Here is a 14,317-nt window from a genome sequence, read left to right as displayed (position 1 = left end):
TTGGACTTCCGTCATGCCGAACCCCACCGACAAAGGGCGCGACTACCTAATCGCTCCCCGCTGCCTCGCCGGCAACACCGGCACCGGCGACCCCGTTCTGCTCCCCCTCGTGGACGCGGGCTGGAGGCTGCACCACGACGAGTTGGGCAACTTCTTCGCCACCGCCCCCGACCTCACCGTCCGCGTCGGCTACCTGCCCGAGGGCAACCGCGGCGACCTGTGGATGATCACCGGCCACGACGACGTCTTCGCCCCGCCCACCTGGCAGGTGCTCGTCGATCTGGCCGCCCCTCCCGAGATCGTCGCCGAGCTGACCGGCGCGCTCGCCGCCGCCCACCGCGTCTCACCCGCGTCCGTACTCCACGACCCCACCGGCGGCTTCGCCCTCAGCAGCAGCCTCGTCAGCGAGCACGGCTGGCGGCAGGAGGGCACGTCCGCGCTGACCGCCTTCCGCTCACCCGACGGGCTCACCACCCTGCACCGGCGCCGCGGACACCTGCGGGACTACGACGAGATGACCGGCGACCTGGAGCGCTGGACGTTCGTCGTGGGTCCTCCGGAACGCCAGTGGTACGCCGCCGCCACCTCGCACCTCCCCGACCGGTTCCTGGACGTGCTCGCCACCGCGATCACCGACCCCGCCCCCGTGCAGCGCTACCTGCGGCACTCCGAACTCGCCGAACTCCCGGCCCAGGCCACCGCGACCCCGGTGGCGCCGAGCCCGCTGGAGGTCGCCCGGGTCCGCGCGGCAACCTCCCGTTCCCTCTCCGTCCCCCGCACCGCCCCGGCGCCGCAGGCGGGCGGCTCCGTGCTCGCCTACACCACCGCGACCCGGCCGGCCGCGATCCCGAAGCCCGCGCCCACCGGCCGTGTCCGCTGATCCGCAACGAGGACCTGCTGTGCCCAACTCCCGTGAAGAACCCCGCGAGTACCGGATCGCGCCCCGCTACCTGGCGCACCCGGAGGCGGACGGATCCCCAGCCGTCGAAGTGCTGGTGAACGTCGGCTGGGCCCGCAGCCACGACGGCGCGGGGAACACCTTCGTCACCGCCCCGGACCTCACCGCCCGCCTGGCGCACCTGCCCGAGGCCGACGGCCCGGTGCTGTGGAAGATCAGCGCCGGGCCGGACGCCTTCGCGCCGCCCGAGTGGCTGGTCACCTTCGACCACCTGACCCCGCCCGAGGTCGTCGCCGACTTCACCGCCGCGCTCGCCGACGCCTACGCCCGCGGCCCGGACGGCTACCTGGGCGGCAGCCGCAGCAGGGGCACCGAGACGGCCCTCGAACTGCTCGACCGGGGCTGGACGTTGGACCTCTCGACGCCGTTCCTCAGCTACCGGTCGCCCGACCGCCTCGTCCGGTTCCACTTCCGGGACAAGCCGCTGCGGCACTCCGCCGAGATGGCCGGCGACACCGAGCGCCTGCTGGTCGAGGTCGGACCGGCGCGCTCCTGCTGGTACGCCACCGCCTCCTCCCGCCTGCCCGACCACCTGCTGCGGTCGTTCACCGACGCCGTCACCAACCCCGTGCCGGTCCGGCGGCCCATGCGGCGCATCGACCTGGAGCACCTGCCCGCCGCCGCCACCGCGACGCCCATCGCGCCCAGCCCGCTGGAGGCCGCGCGCGTCAGCGCGGCCAATTCCCGCTCGCCCTCGACGCCTTCCGTCTGCCGGACACCACCGGCCCCGACGCCCGCTCCTCTCGGTGCGGGCACCGTCCCGACTCCCCGAAGGAGCCTGCTTTGAGCAAGCCGTTGCACGGCCAGCCCCTCAGCCCCGCCGAGTCCGCCCTCCTGCGCTACCTCACGCAGGGCTACACCGTCGGCGGCCTCGCCCAGCGGCTGGGCGTCCGCACCGCGACCGTGCACCGCCGCGCCGCCCGCGCCCGCCGGAAGCTGGGCGCCACCACCCTCGACCACGCCGTCCAGCTCTACGCCCAGCAGCAGGCCACCGCCGCCCGCTACCGCTGACCAACCCTCCCTGGAGGACACCGTGCCCGATGCGACCGCATCCGCCCTCGATCACGCCGACGCGATGATCGAGAAAGCCTGGAACCGGCCGATCGCCGAACTGGAGAAGACCGCGGGCCGACGCCCCGTCGAGGACCCCCTCCTGGTGGCCGCCATGCGCACCAGGAGCCACCTCACGGTGGTCTCCAACTCGGTGACCGTACACCAGGACCGCCTGCACGCCCTCACCCGGCCCGGCCGGGTGCCCGCCCACTACGACCTCGCCGCCCTCACGGACACCGCGAGCGCGTTGCGGACCGCCTACGCCGAGAGCTACACCGCGCTGACGGCGCTGCGGCATCTGGTCGAGGCCCGCGAAGCCGTCAACCAGGACCTGGCCGCCGAGCGCGTGCGGGCGGCCACCGCCCGCCCCGCGCTCTCCCGGCCGCTGGGCGCGGCGTCCGACCGGCCCGCCCCGCCGGCGCCCGCTGCCCCCGTGCTGGGGGCGGCGAACCGCCGGTAGGACGGCGGTCAGTCCTCGGCCTGGTCGCGGTGGGTGCCGGGGTCGGCGGCGCACACCGCGCGGGCCAGCTCCTCCAGCGTCAACTCGACCCGCCGGCCGTCCTGCAGGCGCTCGCCCACCACGTCCTCCTGCGCGCGCTCGGCCCCGCTGGTCGTGGGCACGGCCCACTGCCCGTCGCTGATCATGACGATGTCGCCCATCGTCCACGGCCTGCCCGCGCTGCGGAACTTGCGCTCCAGCGCCGCCATGTCGCGCCCTCTGCCGAACTCCACTGCCGCTCTCCCCCTCGGGCCCGTGTACGGCCCCGCGCCGTAACCCTGCTTCAGCACCGGCCGCTCCCGGTTGATTCCCGCCGATCCGCCCACGGCGAACCGAACTGGTCCCGGAAACGACTACGTACATCGGTACACCGCATGTCAAAGTACCTGTGCGGCGGAAAACCGCAGGTCAACGAAGGGATCGAAACCCATGAGCGCGTCCACCCCCAACCTCCCCGCCCCGATCGTCCCCGGCCCCGAGAGCCGGTCCTGGCTCTCCACCGACCACTGCGCGGAGCCCGTGCTCGCGCTGCTCGTCGGTCTGGGCTGGCCGGTCGTCGACACCCCGGAGGCCAACGCCCACTGCACCAGCCCCGACGGGCGGCTGTACGTCGGCTGGCTGCCGGAGGACCCGGACGCCTGGGCGCGCGGCATCCTCTGGCGCGTCCAGGTCCGCCCCACCGATGCCGAGCCCTGGACCCAGGAGTTCGGCCCGAACACCCCCTCCGAGGCTGTCGCCGGGTTCCTCGCCGCCCTCATCACCGCTTCCACCCGCTGACCGGACACGTCCCCGCCCAACTACCCCAAGGAGGAGCCCCTTTGCCCTTCATCCGCACCATCAACTCCGCCCTCACCGACCCCCTGCCCGACGGCGAGGCCCCCATCGCCGGACGCGCCGCCTACCGGGCACTGCACCAGCGCGGCCTGCCCTTCGTCCCCGTCCACACCGGCGGCGGCTACTTCGCCCTGTCCCTCGCACTCCCCGACGGGGAGGTCCTGGTCACCGACGACAACGGGCAGATCGCCAACGACGCCGCCAACCATGGCGCCTGGCTCGCCTGCTTCTACGCCGCCCCCTCCTCGCCCTACGACGCCGATGAGGACGACGTGACCGAGGTCTACGTCGGCGACGGCAGCCTCTCCTTCGCGGACGACTGCGCCGCCCTCGCCGACACGCTCGCCGGTTGGATCGCCGCCCGCCGCGCCGACACCGGCTTCGTCCTCGCCTCCTGAACCCCGCTCGCCCGCCCCGGGTGCCCGGCCGACGCCAGGCACCCGGTCCGGCCTGTCCTCCTCCCCGTCATCGCCAGCCAGGGCCAGGACCGGCCCGTCGAGAGGACCAGCGTGAAGACCTCCATCGACCCGAACCGCATCCCCGGCCCGGGCATCCTCGCCATCGGCCTGTTCACCGCCTTCACCACCCACGACCTCACCGTCCTCGCACTCAGCATCTGCACCGCCTCCAGCGGCCTGCTCCTCACCGTCGACGACCTCCACGAACAGGACCTGCGCCGCGACCGGAAGGTCATCGCCCACCTCGCCAAACAGCCCGACGGCGCCCGCCCGTATCAGATCTGCCTCGCGCTGAACCTGTCCAAGCACACCGTCGCGAAGTCGCTCACCCGTCTGCTCGACGACGGCATCGTCGTGCGCGTGTACGAGGGCGAGCCCGTGCCGCTGGTCTCCTACCGGCTGGCTGACTGAAGCCGCCCCTCGCCCCGGGCCCAACCGGTCCGGGGTCCACCACCCGGCAAGGAGATGCCCACGAACGCCCACCACTTCCACGACGCCGACTTCCACCCGGTCGTCGTCACCGCCGCCACCGAGCACCGCGCCAGCCGCCGCGTGCTGGCCAACCCGCTGCTGCGCGTCGTCCGGGCCGACGAGGTCCGCCCCGGCGACCTCATCGTCTCCGCCTTCGACCCCCACCGTCCCGGCCGGATGCCCCGCAGCGGCTACTTCGCCTCCGGCCCCTACCCGGCCGAGCCCACCGCCTTCAACCCGAACTGCGGCTGCGGGGTGTGCACCCTCCCCGAGGTCCAGGGCCCCAACGGCACCGTCGTCCTCACCACCGGCTGGCCCTGGGACGCCTGCGACCCCTGGCCCGCAGACGAGCCCGTCCTCGTCCTCCCCCGCCTGCGCCTGTTCACCCGCACCCGACCGAACGGCACCCGATGACCACCCACCGCGCCCCGCTGACCAACCACCACGCCGACGGCTCGACCTGCCCGCCCGAACACAAGCACACCGTCACCGGCAAGCCGCTGCACCCCGACTGCCTCGGCCGCGACCACTCCCGCGCGGTCTGCACCTGCGGCAACTGGCAGTTCCAGTGCCCGGTCAAGGGCCAGGTGACCGAACACCGCAGACGCCACCTCGCCACCCACCAGGCACCCGCCCCCGCGCCGGGCCCGCTGGTACGCGACGCCCTCCCCTTCAACATGCGCTGATCCCGACAACCACCTCTCTTCGCTCCCTCACCCCTACCAGGAGGTTCCCGTGCCCCACTACCTGACCGTCGCCCAGCTGATCGCCGCCCTCCAACGCCTCGACCCGAACCTGCGCGTCCGCCTCGCCGTCAACCCCGACTGGCCCTACGCCCACTACGTCAGCACCGACATCGCCGTCCACGACGGCATCGCCTACATCGGCGAGGACGGCCAGGACGGCTACCTGCCGCCCGCCGTCACCGAACACCTCGCCTGGGCCTGAACCACCCCGCCACCGCTCCCGAACCAAGGAGGACCGCATCACCTCTCGCCGCCACCCCGCCACCACCCACACCCTCGACTCCCTCGCCCTGCGGCCGATGCCGGCCGGAGTCCGCGGCGCGCTCGTCCGCAGCGCCCCCTGCGGCCCCGACCGCCCGATCGGCGTGCTGTGGCTGCCCGCCGACGCGCCCCGCCTCCCCCTCGGCAGCATCAGCCTGCACTGGGAGGAATCCCACCGCTCGGGCTGGGACGTCACCGCCCGCCTGGGCCTGGCCACCACCGAGGTCCACCTCGCCTCCTGGCACGCCGCCCCCGACGACTGGCCCAACCTCGTCCGCCCCACCCTTACCGAGGTCGCCGGCCTGTGCTCCGCCCTGGCCGTCGCCACCGCCGCCCTCAACCGCGCAGTCGGCCTCACCGAACCCGGCCCGCAGCTCGACCTGGACGAGATGGGCACCGACGCCACGCACGCCGCCCTGGTCGACGCCGTGAACACCCTCAGCCCCACCCACCCCGTCCGCCAGCTCTGGGAACACCTGGACACCACCTTGACCGCCGGTGGCGTCGAGTGCCTCCCCGCCCCCTGGGACGGCTGGGACGGCCTCCCCCACCGGTGCCAGGGCCACCCCATCGACGCCCAGCGGTGCGACTGCCTCGACCTGTAACCGGCGCCCACACCTCCGCACGACACGAGGCCGCCCCAGCCCACCGGCAGGGGCGGCCTCGACGCACACCCACCCCTTCCGCCCCGCGTACCCTCGTGGGCGGAACCACCGAGGAGGAACACATGCCCGCCGACCAGGACGACCGGCCTTCCTGGGGCTACACCGAGGTCGCCGCGCACCTGGGCATCAGCGTCGGAGCCGCCCGCAGCCGCAAGAGCCGAGGCGCGCTGCCCGCCCCCGATGACACCACCATCCCCGACCGCCCGCGCTGGAAGCCCTCGACCTTCACCGGCTGGAAGCCACCCGGCCAGGGCTACCGCAGCGACCTCGCCGACCGCACCACCGACGAGCAGCCCACCGGCTGACCACTCGGGCCCTACGCTCCCTTCATGCGCGACTCCCCGATGCCCTCCCCGCCATTCCCGCCGCCGGACTCCGCCGTCCTGCAGATCATCGTCCGCAACGCCGTCGAGGCCGTACGCTCCGGCGAGGCCACCGTCGAGGAGGCCATCCTGCACGCCGCCGTCCACGGCTGGTACGAGGGCCACATCGCCGGAGAGGACGAGTGCCCCGGCTGCGACTTCCGGGGAGCACTGCCCAAATCGACCCGCCGCAGCTGACACCTGCTGCCCGGTCAGGAAGGACTGCTTCACCACCATGACCGACCACACCCGGCCCTTCGCTGTGGCGACCTTCGGCCTCCTCGCCGCTCTCGGTGCCGTCATCGCGATCACCGCCGCCGTCTTCCATTCCTTCGCGGGGTGCGCTGTCGGCCTGGTCGTCCTCGGCGCCGCCGCCCTCGCCGCGTACCGCGCAGCCCGAGCCGCCGAAGTCCGCACCGATCAGCTCGTCCTTCAGCAGCTGCGGCAGGACTCCACCCTCGACGAGCACGCCCTGGCCGCCGGTCTCGGTCTGCGCCCGGCCGCCATCCGGCTCAGCCTCCACCGGCTCTCCCAAAACGACGACCTCCCCCAGACGGGAGGACCTTCGGACGACAGGAACTGATCGCCCAACAGCGAAGGGGGCACCACCGATGCGGTGGTGCCCCCTTCGCTGTTCTCCTACTCCAGGTAGATCCCGGCGAAGGAGCCGTCGAACCCGAGGGCGATCTCGCCTTCGCGGACGGTCGGGTAGTGCGTCCAGTTCGGGTCGGTGATCATGGCGTCGAAGTCGGCGCGGGTGATCTCGGGCTCCAGCCACTTGTGCCCGCAGCGGCAGTGGATCCACACGTGCTGGCGGTAGTTGGTCAGCAGCCAGTCGCGCTGGGCCCGGCACTTGGTGCAGTAGACCGGCATGCCGCGCAGGTCCATTGCGCGGGGGCACTGCAGACCGCGGGTGGCTTCCGGTCCGCTGGGCGGGGCCGTCTCGTGCTCCAGCCGCAGCAGCGGGTCGCCGACCGTCGGCTGCGCGGTGGGCGCGGCCGGGGTGGTGGGGTCTTCGGTGTTTCTGGGCACGGGCTCTCCGTTCGTGCGGTGCGGGTTCTTGCGTAACACCTGGTGGGAGTGGGTGTCGAGGGGTTTCGGGCACCGGTCAGCGTCGGGGTGCAGGGCGGTGGGGGTCGGTGGTCGGTCGGGTGGGTGCCGGGGTTGCGGTGCGGGCGGCCGGGCGGGCGGGCGCCTTCTTGGTCAAGTTGGTGCCGGCCTTCGGCTTGCTGGTGCTGCTGGGGAAGGCGGGCAGGTCGGCGAGGCGGCGGATGCGCCAGACCAGCACGGCGTCCATGTCGCGGGCGCTCTCCAGCTCGCGGCGGTCGACGGCTTCTTCGAGGAGGGCCTGGGGGTCGTGGCCGGCCTTCTCGGCTTCGGCGAGGGTGGCAGCCAAGGCGTCGAACCGCTCGGCGGTGCCGGTGCGGTTGTCGGCGCGGGTGGCCGGTTCGCCGAGGGCGGCCCGGATGGTGGCTTCGTGGCGGCGGCGTTCGGGTTCGGGCAGCACCTGAGCCCTCTCGCGCATCGTCCGCAGCGGGGTCGCGGCGCTCTGCCGGTAGGCGGCGCGCAGGTGTTCGGCGGCCTGGCGGGAGGCTGCTGCCTGCTGGGCGTGGCCGCGGGCGGAGTGCCAGCGGGCGGCGGCGAGGGTGAGCAGGACGAGGGTGGAGAGGACCATCGCGGTGGCTCCGCCGTCCTCTCCTCGTCCAAGCGCTGTTCCGGCGTGGACTATTCCGCGGGCGGCCGAGCGCAAGGCGCGGATATCCGCGTTCTCGGCTCGGATGTGGGAACGGGTGGCGCGCTCGAAGGCCCTTGCTGCGTCACGTAGTTCGGCGCGGGTGGCGGCCGGTGCGGTCTGGGCGAGCGCGTCGAGGAGTTCGCCGGCGCCGACGAGCTGGGCGGCGGCTTCGTCGCCGTCTTCGTCGAGGAGTACGGTGGCGCGCTCAGCAGTAACGGCGGCGATGCGCCGGGTGCGGGCGGGCGCGGACCGGGACCGGTCGGTGCGGGACGTGCCGGGTCGGGGCGTGGCGGTGTCGGAGGGTGCGTCGGTCAGGCGGCGGCGGATCCGCGGCAGGGACAGATCGGGGGCCAACTTGGAGCCTGGGAACCAGATCGGCTCGCTGTCGCGGTTGCGGTCTCCGGGCAGGGCGACGTTGTAGCCGAGCACGTCGCCGGAGGGGGCGTGGCGGAGCTTCACCCGCAGGCCGGCCTCGCGCAGCCGGGTGAAGAACTCCTCTTCGCTCGCGGCTCCGGCAACAGCCTGGCGGACGGCTTCGCGCAAGCTCTCGCGCGGGGTCTCGGCGCGGCCGGTGCGCTCGGCCTTGAAGCGTTCGGCGCTGGTGGGGTTGGTGGCGGCGGTGCCGTCGCCGGGCTTGAGCTGGCGCAGTCCCATCTCCTGCTCGATGCGGCGGCATTCGGCCTGGGCCTTCTTGAAGTCGTAGTTCATCCGGGGTCGGCGAAGGTCGCCTCGGACCATGGTGGCCAGGATGTGGATGTGGTCGTCGGCGTGGCGGACGGCGACCCACCGGCAGCCGTCCGGGTCGCCTTCGGGGGCGAGGTTGACGGCGTGGACCAGGCGGCGGGCGACGGTGTTCCACTCCTCGTCGCTCAGGATGCGGTCGCCGGGGTCGGTGCGTACCGAGCAGTGCCAGACGTGCTGGGCCGGGGCGGCGGTGCCAACCTGCTTGACCCTCAGGTCCAGGGCTGCCGCGAGTCGGATCATGGTGGCCTTCGGGTCTGCGTCCGCGCCGGTGTCCCGGCTGGGGTCCGGAGCGAAGCCGTCCCAACTGCCCACCAGGTGGGGGTCGGTGTGCTCGTCGCGCTTCCCCGGACCGTAGAGGTAGGCGAGCAGGCCGTGGGTGCGGGAGCCGCGTCGGATCTTGGGGATCATCAGAGCCGCTTCTTCACCAGGGCTTCGGCCGCGTCGTCGAGGCGGGCGAGGGTCCGGACCAAGGCGGTTGTCGCGTAGGCGAGTTCGCCGCTGCGGGGCTGTCCGCCCGCGTTGATGTGGTGCGCGATCTGGTTGATGTTGTTGCCGATGCGGGCGAGGGCGGTGCGCAGGGCGGCCAGTTCGTCGATGGCGGCGTCGAGCTGGTCGTTGCTGTGCACGGTGGTCGAGCCGCGGGCGACGGCGAGGGCGGCGGCGGCGAGGAAGCGGGCGACGGTGACGGCGCGCTGCGCGGCGGCGGCGGTGATCTCGGCTTTCTCGCTGTCGGAGAGGCGGGTGGTCGTCTTGTGGGTGCGCTCGCGGGGGTTGCGGCTGCGGCGGCGGGGCTTGCGCTCGGGGAACGGCGGGGCGCTCGGCTGCTGGCGGTCGCGGGCGGCGGGCTGGTCGAGGGCTTCTCCTTCGAGCGGCGCCCCCTGGTGCTGCTCGCCTGGCTGGTTCCCGAGCGCCCTCGCTCGGGAACCAGCCAGGCTTCCCCCGCCCTCCTGGGCGGGGGCAAGTGCGTACGACGGGCCGTAGGACCGTCGTAGGCGACAACTTGCTCCGCCAGGAGCCTGGTTGGGGTCACCAGCCGCTCGTGGGGCGGTCGCCTCCGGGGCGGTGCCGGTCATCGGTGCGGCTCCGTGTCGCGCTGCTCGACGTCGCGGACGAGGTCCTCGATCCAGTCGAGGGCCAGGACCGGGTGGTGGAGGGTCCAGGGCCGGGAGTGCCGGCCCCGTTGGACGGTGCGGGTGCCGTCGGCGGCGGCTTGGACGTGGTGGAGGTGGCCGTGCTGGTGCAGGACGGTCAGCCAGGCGTCCGCCTCGGTCCAGGTGGCGGGGGTGGTGCGCATGACGGTGCTCCACTTCGGTGGTGCGGTGGCGGGTGGGTGACCGGCCGGGGTGACCTTCCCGGTCGCCCCGGCCGGTCGGTGTCGGTCAGCTCCGGTCGGCGTCGGCGAGTTGGTTTTTGCGCTGCTGTTCGCGGAGCTGGGCCATCAGCTGGGTCAGGGTGTCGCTGGACAGCGGGATCTGCTGACCGCGGATCGCGGTGGCGACCACGGCGCGGGTCAGCTTGTTGTCCGCTTCCGCGACCGCCTGCTTGGCGATCTCCAGCAGTTCCTCGGTGTCCCGGTCAGCCGCCCGGTCAGTGACCGGCCGGGAGGTGACCGGGCTGACCGGCGAGGCGGTCACCGGGGCGACGTCGGCCGGTCGGTCAGTGACCGGCTGACCGCTGACCGGCTGACCGCCCAGGTCAGCGGCCTCGGTCACCGCCACCGGCAGCGCGGTGACCGGGCTGACCGGCGAGGCGGTCACCCGGGCGAACTCGGCCGGTCGGTCAGTGACCGGCTGACCGCCCAGGTCAGCGGCCTCGGTCACCGCCACCGGCAGCGCGGTGACCGGGCTGACCGGCGAGGCGGTCACCCGGGCGAACTCGGCCGGTCGGTCGGTGACCAGCAGGGCACTCTGCTGGCCGGATTCGAGGTCGCCGGTGGTTCCCGGGTCTTCGGCCGGTCCGGTCAGCTGGTCGCTTCGGCCACTCTGGCCGTCCCGGTCAACCGGGTTGGCCGGTCCGCGGGCAAGCAGGATGTACAGGTGGACGGCGCCGGCCGAGGCGAGCGGGGCGATGGTGGAGAGCACCGCGACCACCGTGTCCGTCAACCGCAACCCGGCAGCGGCGCTCTGCTCGTTCATCCGGACCGCGTGCAGGGCGTTGGCCCACAGGCTCGTGCCGGTGGCCGCGCCGAAGAGCAGCCACACGTAGGCGCGGGCGCGCAGCGGGGCGTCGCGCATCACGAGCAGGGCGCGGATGCTGTAGGCGATGAAGCCGTCGACGATGAAGGGGAAGAGGTAGGTGAGGAGGCCGCGGACGTGGACGGCTTCGGCCATCTGCTGGAGGGAGTCGTAGGAGAGGGCGAAGCCGGTGGCGCCGAGGGCGATGACGGCGGTGCGGTCCCAGCCGGTGACGTGCACGGTGGCGGTGGTGGTCGGGGTGGTGCTCATGCGGCCGTCCCGAAGTCGTCCGAGGTCAGGCGGCCGGTGCCGGTGCCGACGGTCTGTCCGGTGGTGCGGGCGTCCTGCTGGAGTTCGCGGTTGCGGATGGCGCGGCGGGTCTTGCGGTAGAGCTTCTGGGCGTGGTCTTCGGTGATCTTGAGCAGGTTGGCGATCCGTTCGGCGCTGACGCCGTGGCGGTATCCGGCGAGAACGACGGCGTGGCGCTCGGCGGTGGTGAGGTGGATGTCGCGTCCGGCGAGGGCGGCGTTGACCCGGCCGTAGTCGAGGCGCTTGGCGATCTCCTTGTGCAGGGGTGCGCGCTCCTCCTCGGTGTAGCCGCCCCGGATGCCGTCCGTCTCGCCGCCTTCGAGGGCGGCGTCGAGGCAGGCCAGGCGGACGGGGCACTGGCCGCACAGCGACAGCGCGGTGGAGATCTTGTCGATCTCGTCGGGCCCGGGGAAGAACACGTCGGGGTCGACGGGGTTGTACTGGCTGGGGTGGCAGACGGCCTGGTCCTGCCAGGTGTGGTCGCCGAGCGAGCGGTAGCGCTCGGCGTTGGCCGTGGTGGTGCTCATGCGGGGGTGCTCCGATCGCTCTCCGCGCGCGGGGCGGCGTCGGCGGAGAGGTGCGCTGGGTCGGTGAAGGGCGAGGCGGCGCGCTCGGGGCGCGGCCGGGGCGGCGGTCGTTCAGGCGGCGCGTGGGAAGCGTCTGCGGTCGACCGGTTCGAACTCGACTCGGGTGGTCATCTCGGCGAGGCGGGAGGTGACGCGGTCACCGAGGTGCGCCTTGAGGTCCCTGATCCGCAGGTTCGTCGTGATCAGGGTCGGGAGCATCGCGTTGTACCGGCGGTTGATGAGCCGGTAGGTCTGCTCCTCGACGAACTCGGACGTCTTGGCGGCGCCGAGGTCGTCGAGGATCAGCAGCGGCACCCGGCTGTAGGCGGCGAGGACCCGCTCGGCGTCGGTGTCGGAGCTGGGGCGGAGTTCGGCGTAGAGGTCGGCGGCGGTGGTGGCGCGCCAGCGCACGCCGAGGCCGGCGCGCACCAGGACGCGGATGGCGCCGTACGCCTGGTGGGTCTTGCCCGCGCCGGTCACCCCGGCTATCAGCAGGCTGGGGCCGGTGGCGACCTGGCGGCGCGCCCCGGTGCTGGGGGCGGCGGCCTGGGCGGCGACCTGCCGGGTCCAGGCCAGGACCAGCGGGTGGTCGGCGACGGCGTCGCGGTAGCGGGGCGGCATCCCGGCGGACAGCGCGGCCTCCAGCGAGAACGGCTCCGGCTCGTCGGGGAGGGCGTCGACTCGGGCGCGGTCGATGCCCCGGGCGGCGAGGATCTCGGCCATCCGGTCGAGGACGGAGGGACCGTCGGCGAGGGTCTGCGGGTCGCGGTGGTGGCGCATCACAGCTCCTCGGCGTAGGCGGTGGCGGCGTCGACCGGGTTGGTCCATGCCTGGTGAGCGGGCAGATTAGGGCGAAATCCCGGCCGGGCCAAACCGGGGTTGCGTGCGTTCATGGCGTCGTTGACCAGGCTCGGCAGCCGGGAGGGGTGGCCCTGGATCTCGGCGAAGCGCCGCAGTCCGGCGCGGACGTGCTCGGGGTCGATGCCCTCGGCCAGCAGGCCCTTGACGGTCTTGCCGAGGTGGCCGAGCACGCCGTTCGGCGGGCGCCGCTCGCACGCGGCGACGTACTCGCCGACGAGCTGGCCCGCCGAGACGACCTCCGCCTCGGGCGCTTGCCGCCCCGTAGGGAAAGAAGATCCAGGATCCAAGATCCTAGATCCAGGCGTCGAGGGCTCCTGGACGCTTCGCCGAACCTTCGGGGAGGCTTCGGCGAATGCCCTCTGACCTGCGCTTCTTTCAGCGGCAGGGACGGCCGAGTGGTTCTCGCCGACCGCCGGGGCGGTGGCCGTGCTGCCGTCGGCGCCGCCCTGCGGGGACGGCTTCGCGACGGGTTCGGAGAGGGGGTCGAGGCGGGAGGGAGTGTTCGCCGAGGGCTCGTCGAACAGTCGCGGAGCCATCGGGTCCGCCTCAGGCGCAGGGGTCGGCGCCTCGGCGGCGAGGGCGCTGCGCTGGATGCACGGGCCCTTGCAGACGCCGCACCGCTCCGGCTCGCAGTGCGGGCACGCGGGCAGCCGGGACAGCGACGGCTTGTCGATCTTCTGGTGGTTGCGCCAGGTCGGATAGTGGAAGTATTCGCGCCCGTCGCAGCCGGTGTAGCGGCACACGGCTCCGGCGGCGGCGAGCTGCTGGAGGTGCTCCTCGACGTCGGCGCGGGTGACCTCCTCGCGCATCGGCCACACCAGGCCGTAGACGATCGCGGCGTTGTCGCGGTGGCGGCCGTGGTCGTCGGCGTGGTTGGTCATGCCGAGGAAAGTGATCACTGCGGGGATGGAGACCTCGGCGAGCGTCTCGCTCACCCAGGTCTCGGGCTTGACCGATCGGATGCGCGCCATGTCAGCGGCCCCGGACGGCGGTGCCCGCGCCGGTGGTGAGCTGCCCGGTGGTGAGGTCGAGGGTGTAGAGGTCCATCCAGTCCAGGTCGGGCCAAGTGCGGATTACCCAGCGGGCGACGACCTGGGAGGTGGTTCGGGTGAGGGGCATCCGGACCCCGTCCGCGTCGAGTGCCACCGCTTGGGGGTGGGGCCACTGGCGGCGCGGGTCGGCGAGTCCGACCTGGACCGCGGCGGCGCCGGGCAGCATGTCGGCCAGGCGCTCGGCCAGCCGGAGGTGCCGGCCGGAGGTGGGCGGTGCCGAGGTCTCGGCTTCCATCGTGGGTATGCGCATGGGATACTCCGGTGTTCGTAGGAGCGCGCGCGGTGGTCTCTCGTGCAAGGAAGTCCAGCCGAGCGCGTGGTAGCGAACAGCACCCTTCGGGGTGCCGGTCCGGCGTCCAGGAGTTCGCAGCTCCCGGGCGCCGGTTTCAGTTGAGGGGGCGCGTCGCGGGCCGCGTGCCCGCTCCCTCCTTCCCCCTTCTGCCGGGTCGTTGTCCGGCGTGGACGACGAACATACGTAGACACCGGCGGCGAGTCCAGCCCTTACCGCACAGGCCGTGCGGGTCTCGCGACGGCCGGTAGCGGAGGGGGCGCGGTCTCGCTCCTTGGAC

General features: G+C 73.3%; 24 protein-coding genes. 14 read left to right on the top strand and 10 right to left on the bottom strand.

Annotation, left to right across the window (positions count from 1 at the left end):
* Positions 1 to 13: 13 nt before the first annotated feature.
* Genes BX266_RS26830 through BX266_RS26815 form a run of 4 tightly spaced genes read left to right on the top strand, consistent with a single transcriptional unit; the run spans position 14 to position 2,471 of the window.
* Complete coding sequence (locus BX266_RS26830; RefSeq protein ID WP_099903906.1) at positions 14 to 880, top strand: DUF317 domain-containing protein; 867 nt, start codon at positions 14 to 16, stop codon at positions 878 to 880.
* Positions 881 to 899: 19 nt separating this feature from the next.
* Positions 900 to 1,745 (top strand): DUF317 domain-containing protein, encoded by an 846-nt coding sequence (locus BX266_RS26825; RefSeq protein ID WP_180290625.1) that lies wholly within the window; start codon positions 900 to 902, stop codon positions 1,743 to 1,745.
* Positions 1,742 to 1,969 (top strand): LuxR C-terminal-related transcriptional regulator, encoded by a 228-nt coding sequence (locus tag BX266_RS38890; RefSeq protein WP_180290624.1) that lies wholly within the window; start codon positions 1,742 to 1,744, stop codon positions 1,967 to 1,969. The genes BX266_RS26825 and BX266_RS38890 overlap by 4 nt, the downstream gene beginning before the upstream one ends.
* A gap of 22 nt (positions 1,970 to 1,991) precedes the next feature.
* A complete protein-coding gene (locus BX266_RS26815; RefSeq protein WP_099903902.1) occupies positions 1,992 to 2,471 on the top strand; it encodes a hypothetical protein in 480 nt (159 codons plus the stop codon).
* An 8-nt stretch (positions 2,472 to 2,479) separates the two neighbouring features.
* Here BX266_RS26815 and BX266_RS26810 read toward each other — a convergent pair whose 3' ends face one another.
* Entirely contained in the window at positions 2,480 to 2,743 is a 264-nt protein-coding gene (locus BX266_RS26810) for a hypothetical protein (RefSeq protein WP_310794806.1), read from the bottom strand.
* 196 nt (positions 2,744 to 2,939) lie between these two features.
* Here BX266_RS26810 and BX266_RS26805 point away from each other — a divergent pair, with 196 nt between their 5' ends.
* The 10 genes from BX266_RS26805 (at position 2,940) to BX266_RS26760 (ending at position 6,890) form a co-directional block, all read left to right on the top strand.
* Entirely contained in the window at positions 2,940 to 3,287 is a 348-nt protein-coding gene (locus BX266_RS26805; protein WP_099903900.1) for a DUF317 domain-containing protein, read from the top strand.
* Positions 3,288 to 3,328: 41 nt separating this feature from the next.
* Entirely contained in the window at positions 3,329 to 3,742 is a 414-nt protein-coding gene (locus BX266_RS26800) for a hypothetical protein (protein ID WP_099903898.1), read from the top strand.
* 111 nt (positions 3,743 to 3,853) lie between these two features.
* The gene (locus BX266_RS26795; protein ID WP_099903896.1) at positions 3,854 to 4,213 is read left to right on the top strand and encodes a helix-turn-helix domain-containing protein; all 360 of its coding nucleotides are present in this window, start codon (positions 3,854 to 3,856) and stop codon (positions 4,211 to 4,213) included.
* A 54-nt stretch (positions 4,214 to 4,267) separates the two neighbouring features.
* Entirely contained in the window at positions 4,268 to 4,687 is a 420-nt protein-coding gene (locus tag BX266_RS26790; protein WP_099903894.1) for a hypothetical protein, read from the top strand.
* Positions 4,684 to 4,959 (top strand): hypothetical protein, encoded by a 276-nt coding sequence (locus BX266_RS26785; protein WP_099903892.1) that lies wholly within the window; start codon positions 4,684 to 4,686, stop codon positions 4,957 to 4,959. Before BX266_RS26790 ends, BX266_RS26785 begins: the two co-directional genes overlap by 4 nt.
* Positions 4,960 to 5,008: 49 nt before the next feature.
* A complete protein-coding gene (locus BX266_RS26780) occupies positions 5,009 to 5,221 on the top strand; it encodes a hypothetical protein (RefSeq protein WP_099903890.1) in 213 nt (70 codons plus the stop codon).
* A gap of 97 nt (positions 5,222 to 5,318) precedes the next feature.
* Entirely contained in the window at positions 5,319 to 5,885 is a 567-nt protein-coding gene (locus tag BX266_RS40185) for a hypothetical protein (RefSeq protein WP_259464866.1), read from the top strand.
* 122 nt (positions 5,886 to 6,007) lie between these two features.
* On the top strand, positions 6,008 to 6,250 hold the full coding sequence (locus BX266_RS26770; protein WP_099903888.1) for a MarR family transcriptional regulator: 243 nt from the start codon (positions 6,008 to 6,010) through the stop codon (positions 6,248 to 6,250).
* 24 nt (positions 6,251 to 6,274) lie between these two features.
* Entirely contained in the window at positions 6,275 to 6,505 is a 231-nt protein-coding gene (locus BX266_RS26765; protein WP_099903886.1) for a hypothetical protein, read from the top strand.
* Positions 6,506 to 6,542: 37 nt separating this feature from the next.
* Positions 6,543 to 6,890, top strand: a complete 348-nt coding sequence (locus BX266_RS26760; RefSeq protein WP_099903884.1) for a hypothetical protein — start codon at positions 6,543 to 6,545, stop codon at positions 6,888 to 6,890.
* A 56-nt stretch (positions 6,891 to 6,946) separates the two neighbouring features.
* Here BX266_RS26760 and BX266_RS26755 read toward each other — a convergent pair whose 3' ends face one another.
* The 9 genes from BX266_RS26755 to BX266_RS26715 form a co-directional block, all read right to left on the bottom strand.
* The gene (locus BX266_RS26755; protein WP_259464865.1) at positions 6,947 to 7,339 is read right to left on the bottom strand and encodes a hypothetical protein; all 393 of its coding nucleotides are present in this window, start codon (positions 7,337 to 7,339) and stop codon (positions 6,947 to 6,949) included.
* A gap of 76 nt (positions 7,340 to 7,415) precedes the next feature.
* Positions 7,416 to 9,194 carry a relaxase/mobilization nuclease domain-containing protein gene (locus BX266_RS26750; protein WP_099903882.1) on the bottom strand — a complete coding sequence of 593 codons (1,779 nt, stop codon included), beginning with the start codon at positions 9,192 to 9,194 and terminating at the stop codon, positions 7,416 to 7,418.
* Positions 9,194 to 9,859, bottom strand: a complete 666-nt coding sequence (locus BX266_RS26745; RefSeq protein WP_099903880.1) for a MobC family plasmid mobilization relaxosome protein — start codon at positions 9,857 to 9,859, stop codon at positions 9,194 to 9,196. The genes BX266_RS26750 and BX266_RS26745 overlap by 1 nt, the downstream gene beginning before the upstream one ends.
* Positions 9,856 to 10,080 (bottom strand): hypothetical protein, encoded by a 225-nt coding sequence (locus BX266_RS26740; RefSeq protein WP_099903878.1) that lies wholly within the window; start codon positions 10,078 to 10,080, stop codon positions 9,856 to 9,858. The genes BX266_RS26745 and BX266_RS26740 overlap by 4 nt, the downstream gene beginning before the upstream one ends.
* Positions 10,081 to 10,165: 85 nt before the next feature.
* Positions 10,166 to 11,230, bottom strand: coding sequence for a DUF2637 domain-containing protein (locus BX266_RS26735; RefSeq protein WP_099903876.1), 1,065 nt, complete (start codon positions 11,228 to 11,230; stop codon positions 10,166 to 10,168).
* A complete protein-coding gene (locus BX266_RS26730; RefSeq protein ID WP_099903874.1) occupies positions 11,227 to 11,796 on the bottom strand; it encodes a WhiB family transcriptional regulator in 570 nt (189 codons plus the stop codon). The genes BX266_RS26735 and BX266_RS26730 overlap by 4 nt, the downstream gene beginning before the upstream one ends.
* Positions 11,797 to 11,907: 111 nt before the next feature.
* On the bottom strand, positions 11,908 to 12,615 hold the full coding sequence (locus BX266_RS26725) for an ATP-binding protein (protein WP_099903872.1): 708 nt from the start codon (positions 12,613 to 12,615) through the stop codon (positions 11,908 to 11,910).
* Positions 12,615 to 13,667: a hypothetical protein gene (locus BX266_RS26720; RefSeq protein WP_099903870.1), complete on the bottom strand. Its 1,053-nt coding sequence runs from the start codon at positions 13,665 to 13,667 to the stop codon at positions 12,615 to 12,617. The genes BX266_RS26725 and BX266_RS26720 overlap by 1 nt, the downstream gene beginning before the upstream one ends.
* Position 13,668: 1 nt before the next feature.
* The gene (locus BX266_RS26715) at positions 13,669 to 13,998 is read right to left on the bottom strand and encodes a transcriptional regulator (RefSeq protein ID WP_259464864.1); all 330 of its coding nucleotides are present in this window, start codon (positions 13,996 to 13,998) and stop codon (positions 13,669 to 13,671) included.
* Between the last annotated feature and the right edge of the window lie 319 nt (positions 13,999 to 14,317).

The organism is Streptomyces sp. TLI_171 (assembly GCF_003610255.1).
GTDB lineage: Bacteria > Actinomycetota > Actinomycetes > Streptomycetales > Streptomycetaceae > Kitasatospora.
The sequence above is the reverse complement of the archived record's forward strand: the minus strand, read 5'-3'. Positions and strand labels throughout refer to the sequence as shown.

Bases quoted from the DNA above. Each gene is read 5' to 3' on its own strand.
- BX266_RS26830 (WP_099903906.1), top strand. From the start codon at position 14: ATGCCGAACCCCACCGACAAAGGGCGCGACTACCTAATCGCTCCCCGC.
- BX266_RS26805 (WP_099903900.1), top strand. From the start codon at position 2,940: ATGAGCGCGTCCACCCCCAACCTCCCCGCCCCGATCGTCCCCGGCCCC.
- BX266_RS26790 (WP_099903894.1), top strand. From the start codon at position 4,268: ATGCCCACGAACGCCCACCACTTCCACGACGCCGACTTCCACCCGGTC.
- BX266_RS26785 (WP_099903892.1), top strand. From the start codon at position 4,684: ATGACCACCCACCGCGCCCCGCTGACCAACCACCACGCCGACGGCTCG.
- BX266_RS40185 (WP_259464866.1), top strand. From the start codon at position 5,319: ATGCCGGCCGGAGTCCGCGGCGCGCTCGTCCGCAGCGCCCCCTGCGGC.
- BX266_RS26770 (WP_099903888.1), top strand. From the start codon at position 6,008: ATGCCCGCCGACCAGGACGACCGGCCTTCCTGGGGCTACACCGAGGTC.
- BX266_RS26765 (WP_099903886.1), top strand. From the start codon at position 6,275: ATGCGCGACTCCCCGATGCCCTCCCCGCCATTCCCGCCGCCGGACTCC.
- BX266_RS26760 (WP_099903884.1), top strand. From the start codon at position 6,543: ATGACCGACCACACCCGGCCCTTCGCTGTGGCGACCTTCGGCCTCCTC.
- BX266_RS26750 (WP_099903882.1), bottom strand. From the start codon at position 9,194: ATGATCCCCAAGATCCGACGCGGCTCCCGCACCCACGGCCTGCTCGCC.
- BX266_RS26745 (WP_099903880.1), bottom strand. From the start codon at position 9,859: ATGACCGGCACCGCCCCGGAGGCGACCGCCCCACGAGCGGCTGGTGAC.
- BX266_RS26740 (WP_099903878.1), bottom strand. From the start codon at position 10,080: ATGCGCACCACCCCCGCCACCTGGACCGAGGCGGACGCCTGGCTGACC.
- BX266_RS26735 (WP_099903876.1), bottom strand. From the start codon at position 11,230: ATGAGCACCACCCCGACCACCACCGCCACCGTGCACGTCACCGGCTGG.
- BX266_RS26730 (WP_099903874.1), bottom strand. From the start codon at position 11,796: ATGAGCACCACCACGGCCAACGCCGAGCGCTACCGCTCGCTCGGCGAC.
- BX266_RS26725 (WP_099903872.1), bottom strand. From the start codon at position 12,615: ATGCGCCACCACCGCGACCCGCAGACCCTCGCCGACGGTCCCTCCGTC.
- BX266_RS26720 (WP_099903870.1), bottom strand. From the start codon at position 13,667: ATGGCGCGCATCCGATCGGTCAAGCCCGAGACCTGGGTGAGCGAGACG.
- BX266_RS26715 (WP_259464864.1), bottom strand. From the start codon at position 13,998: ATGCGCATACCCACGATGGAAGCCGAGACCTCGGCACCGCCCACCTCC.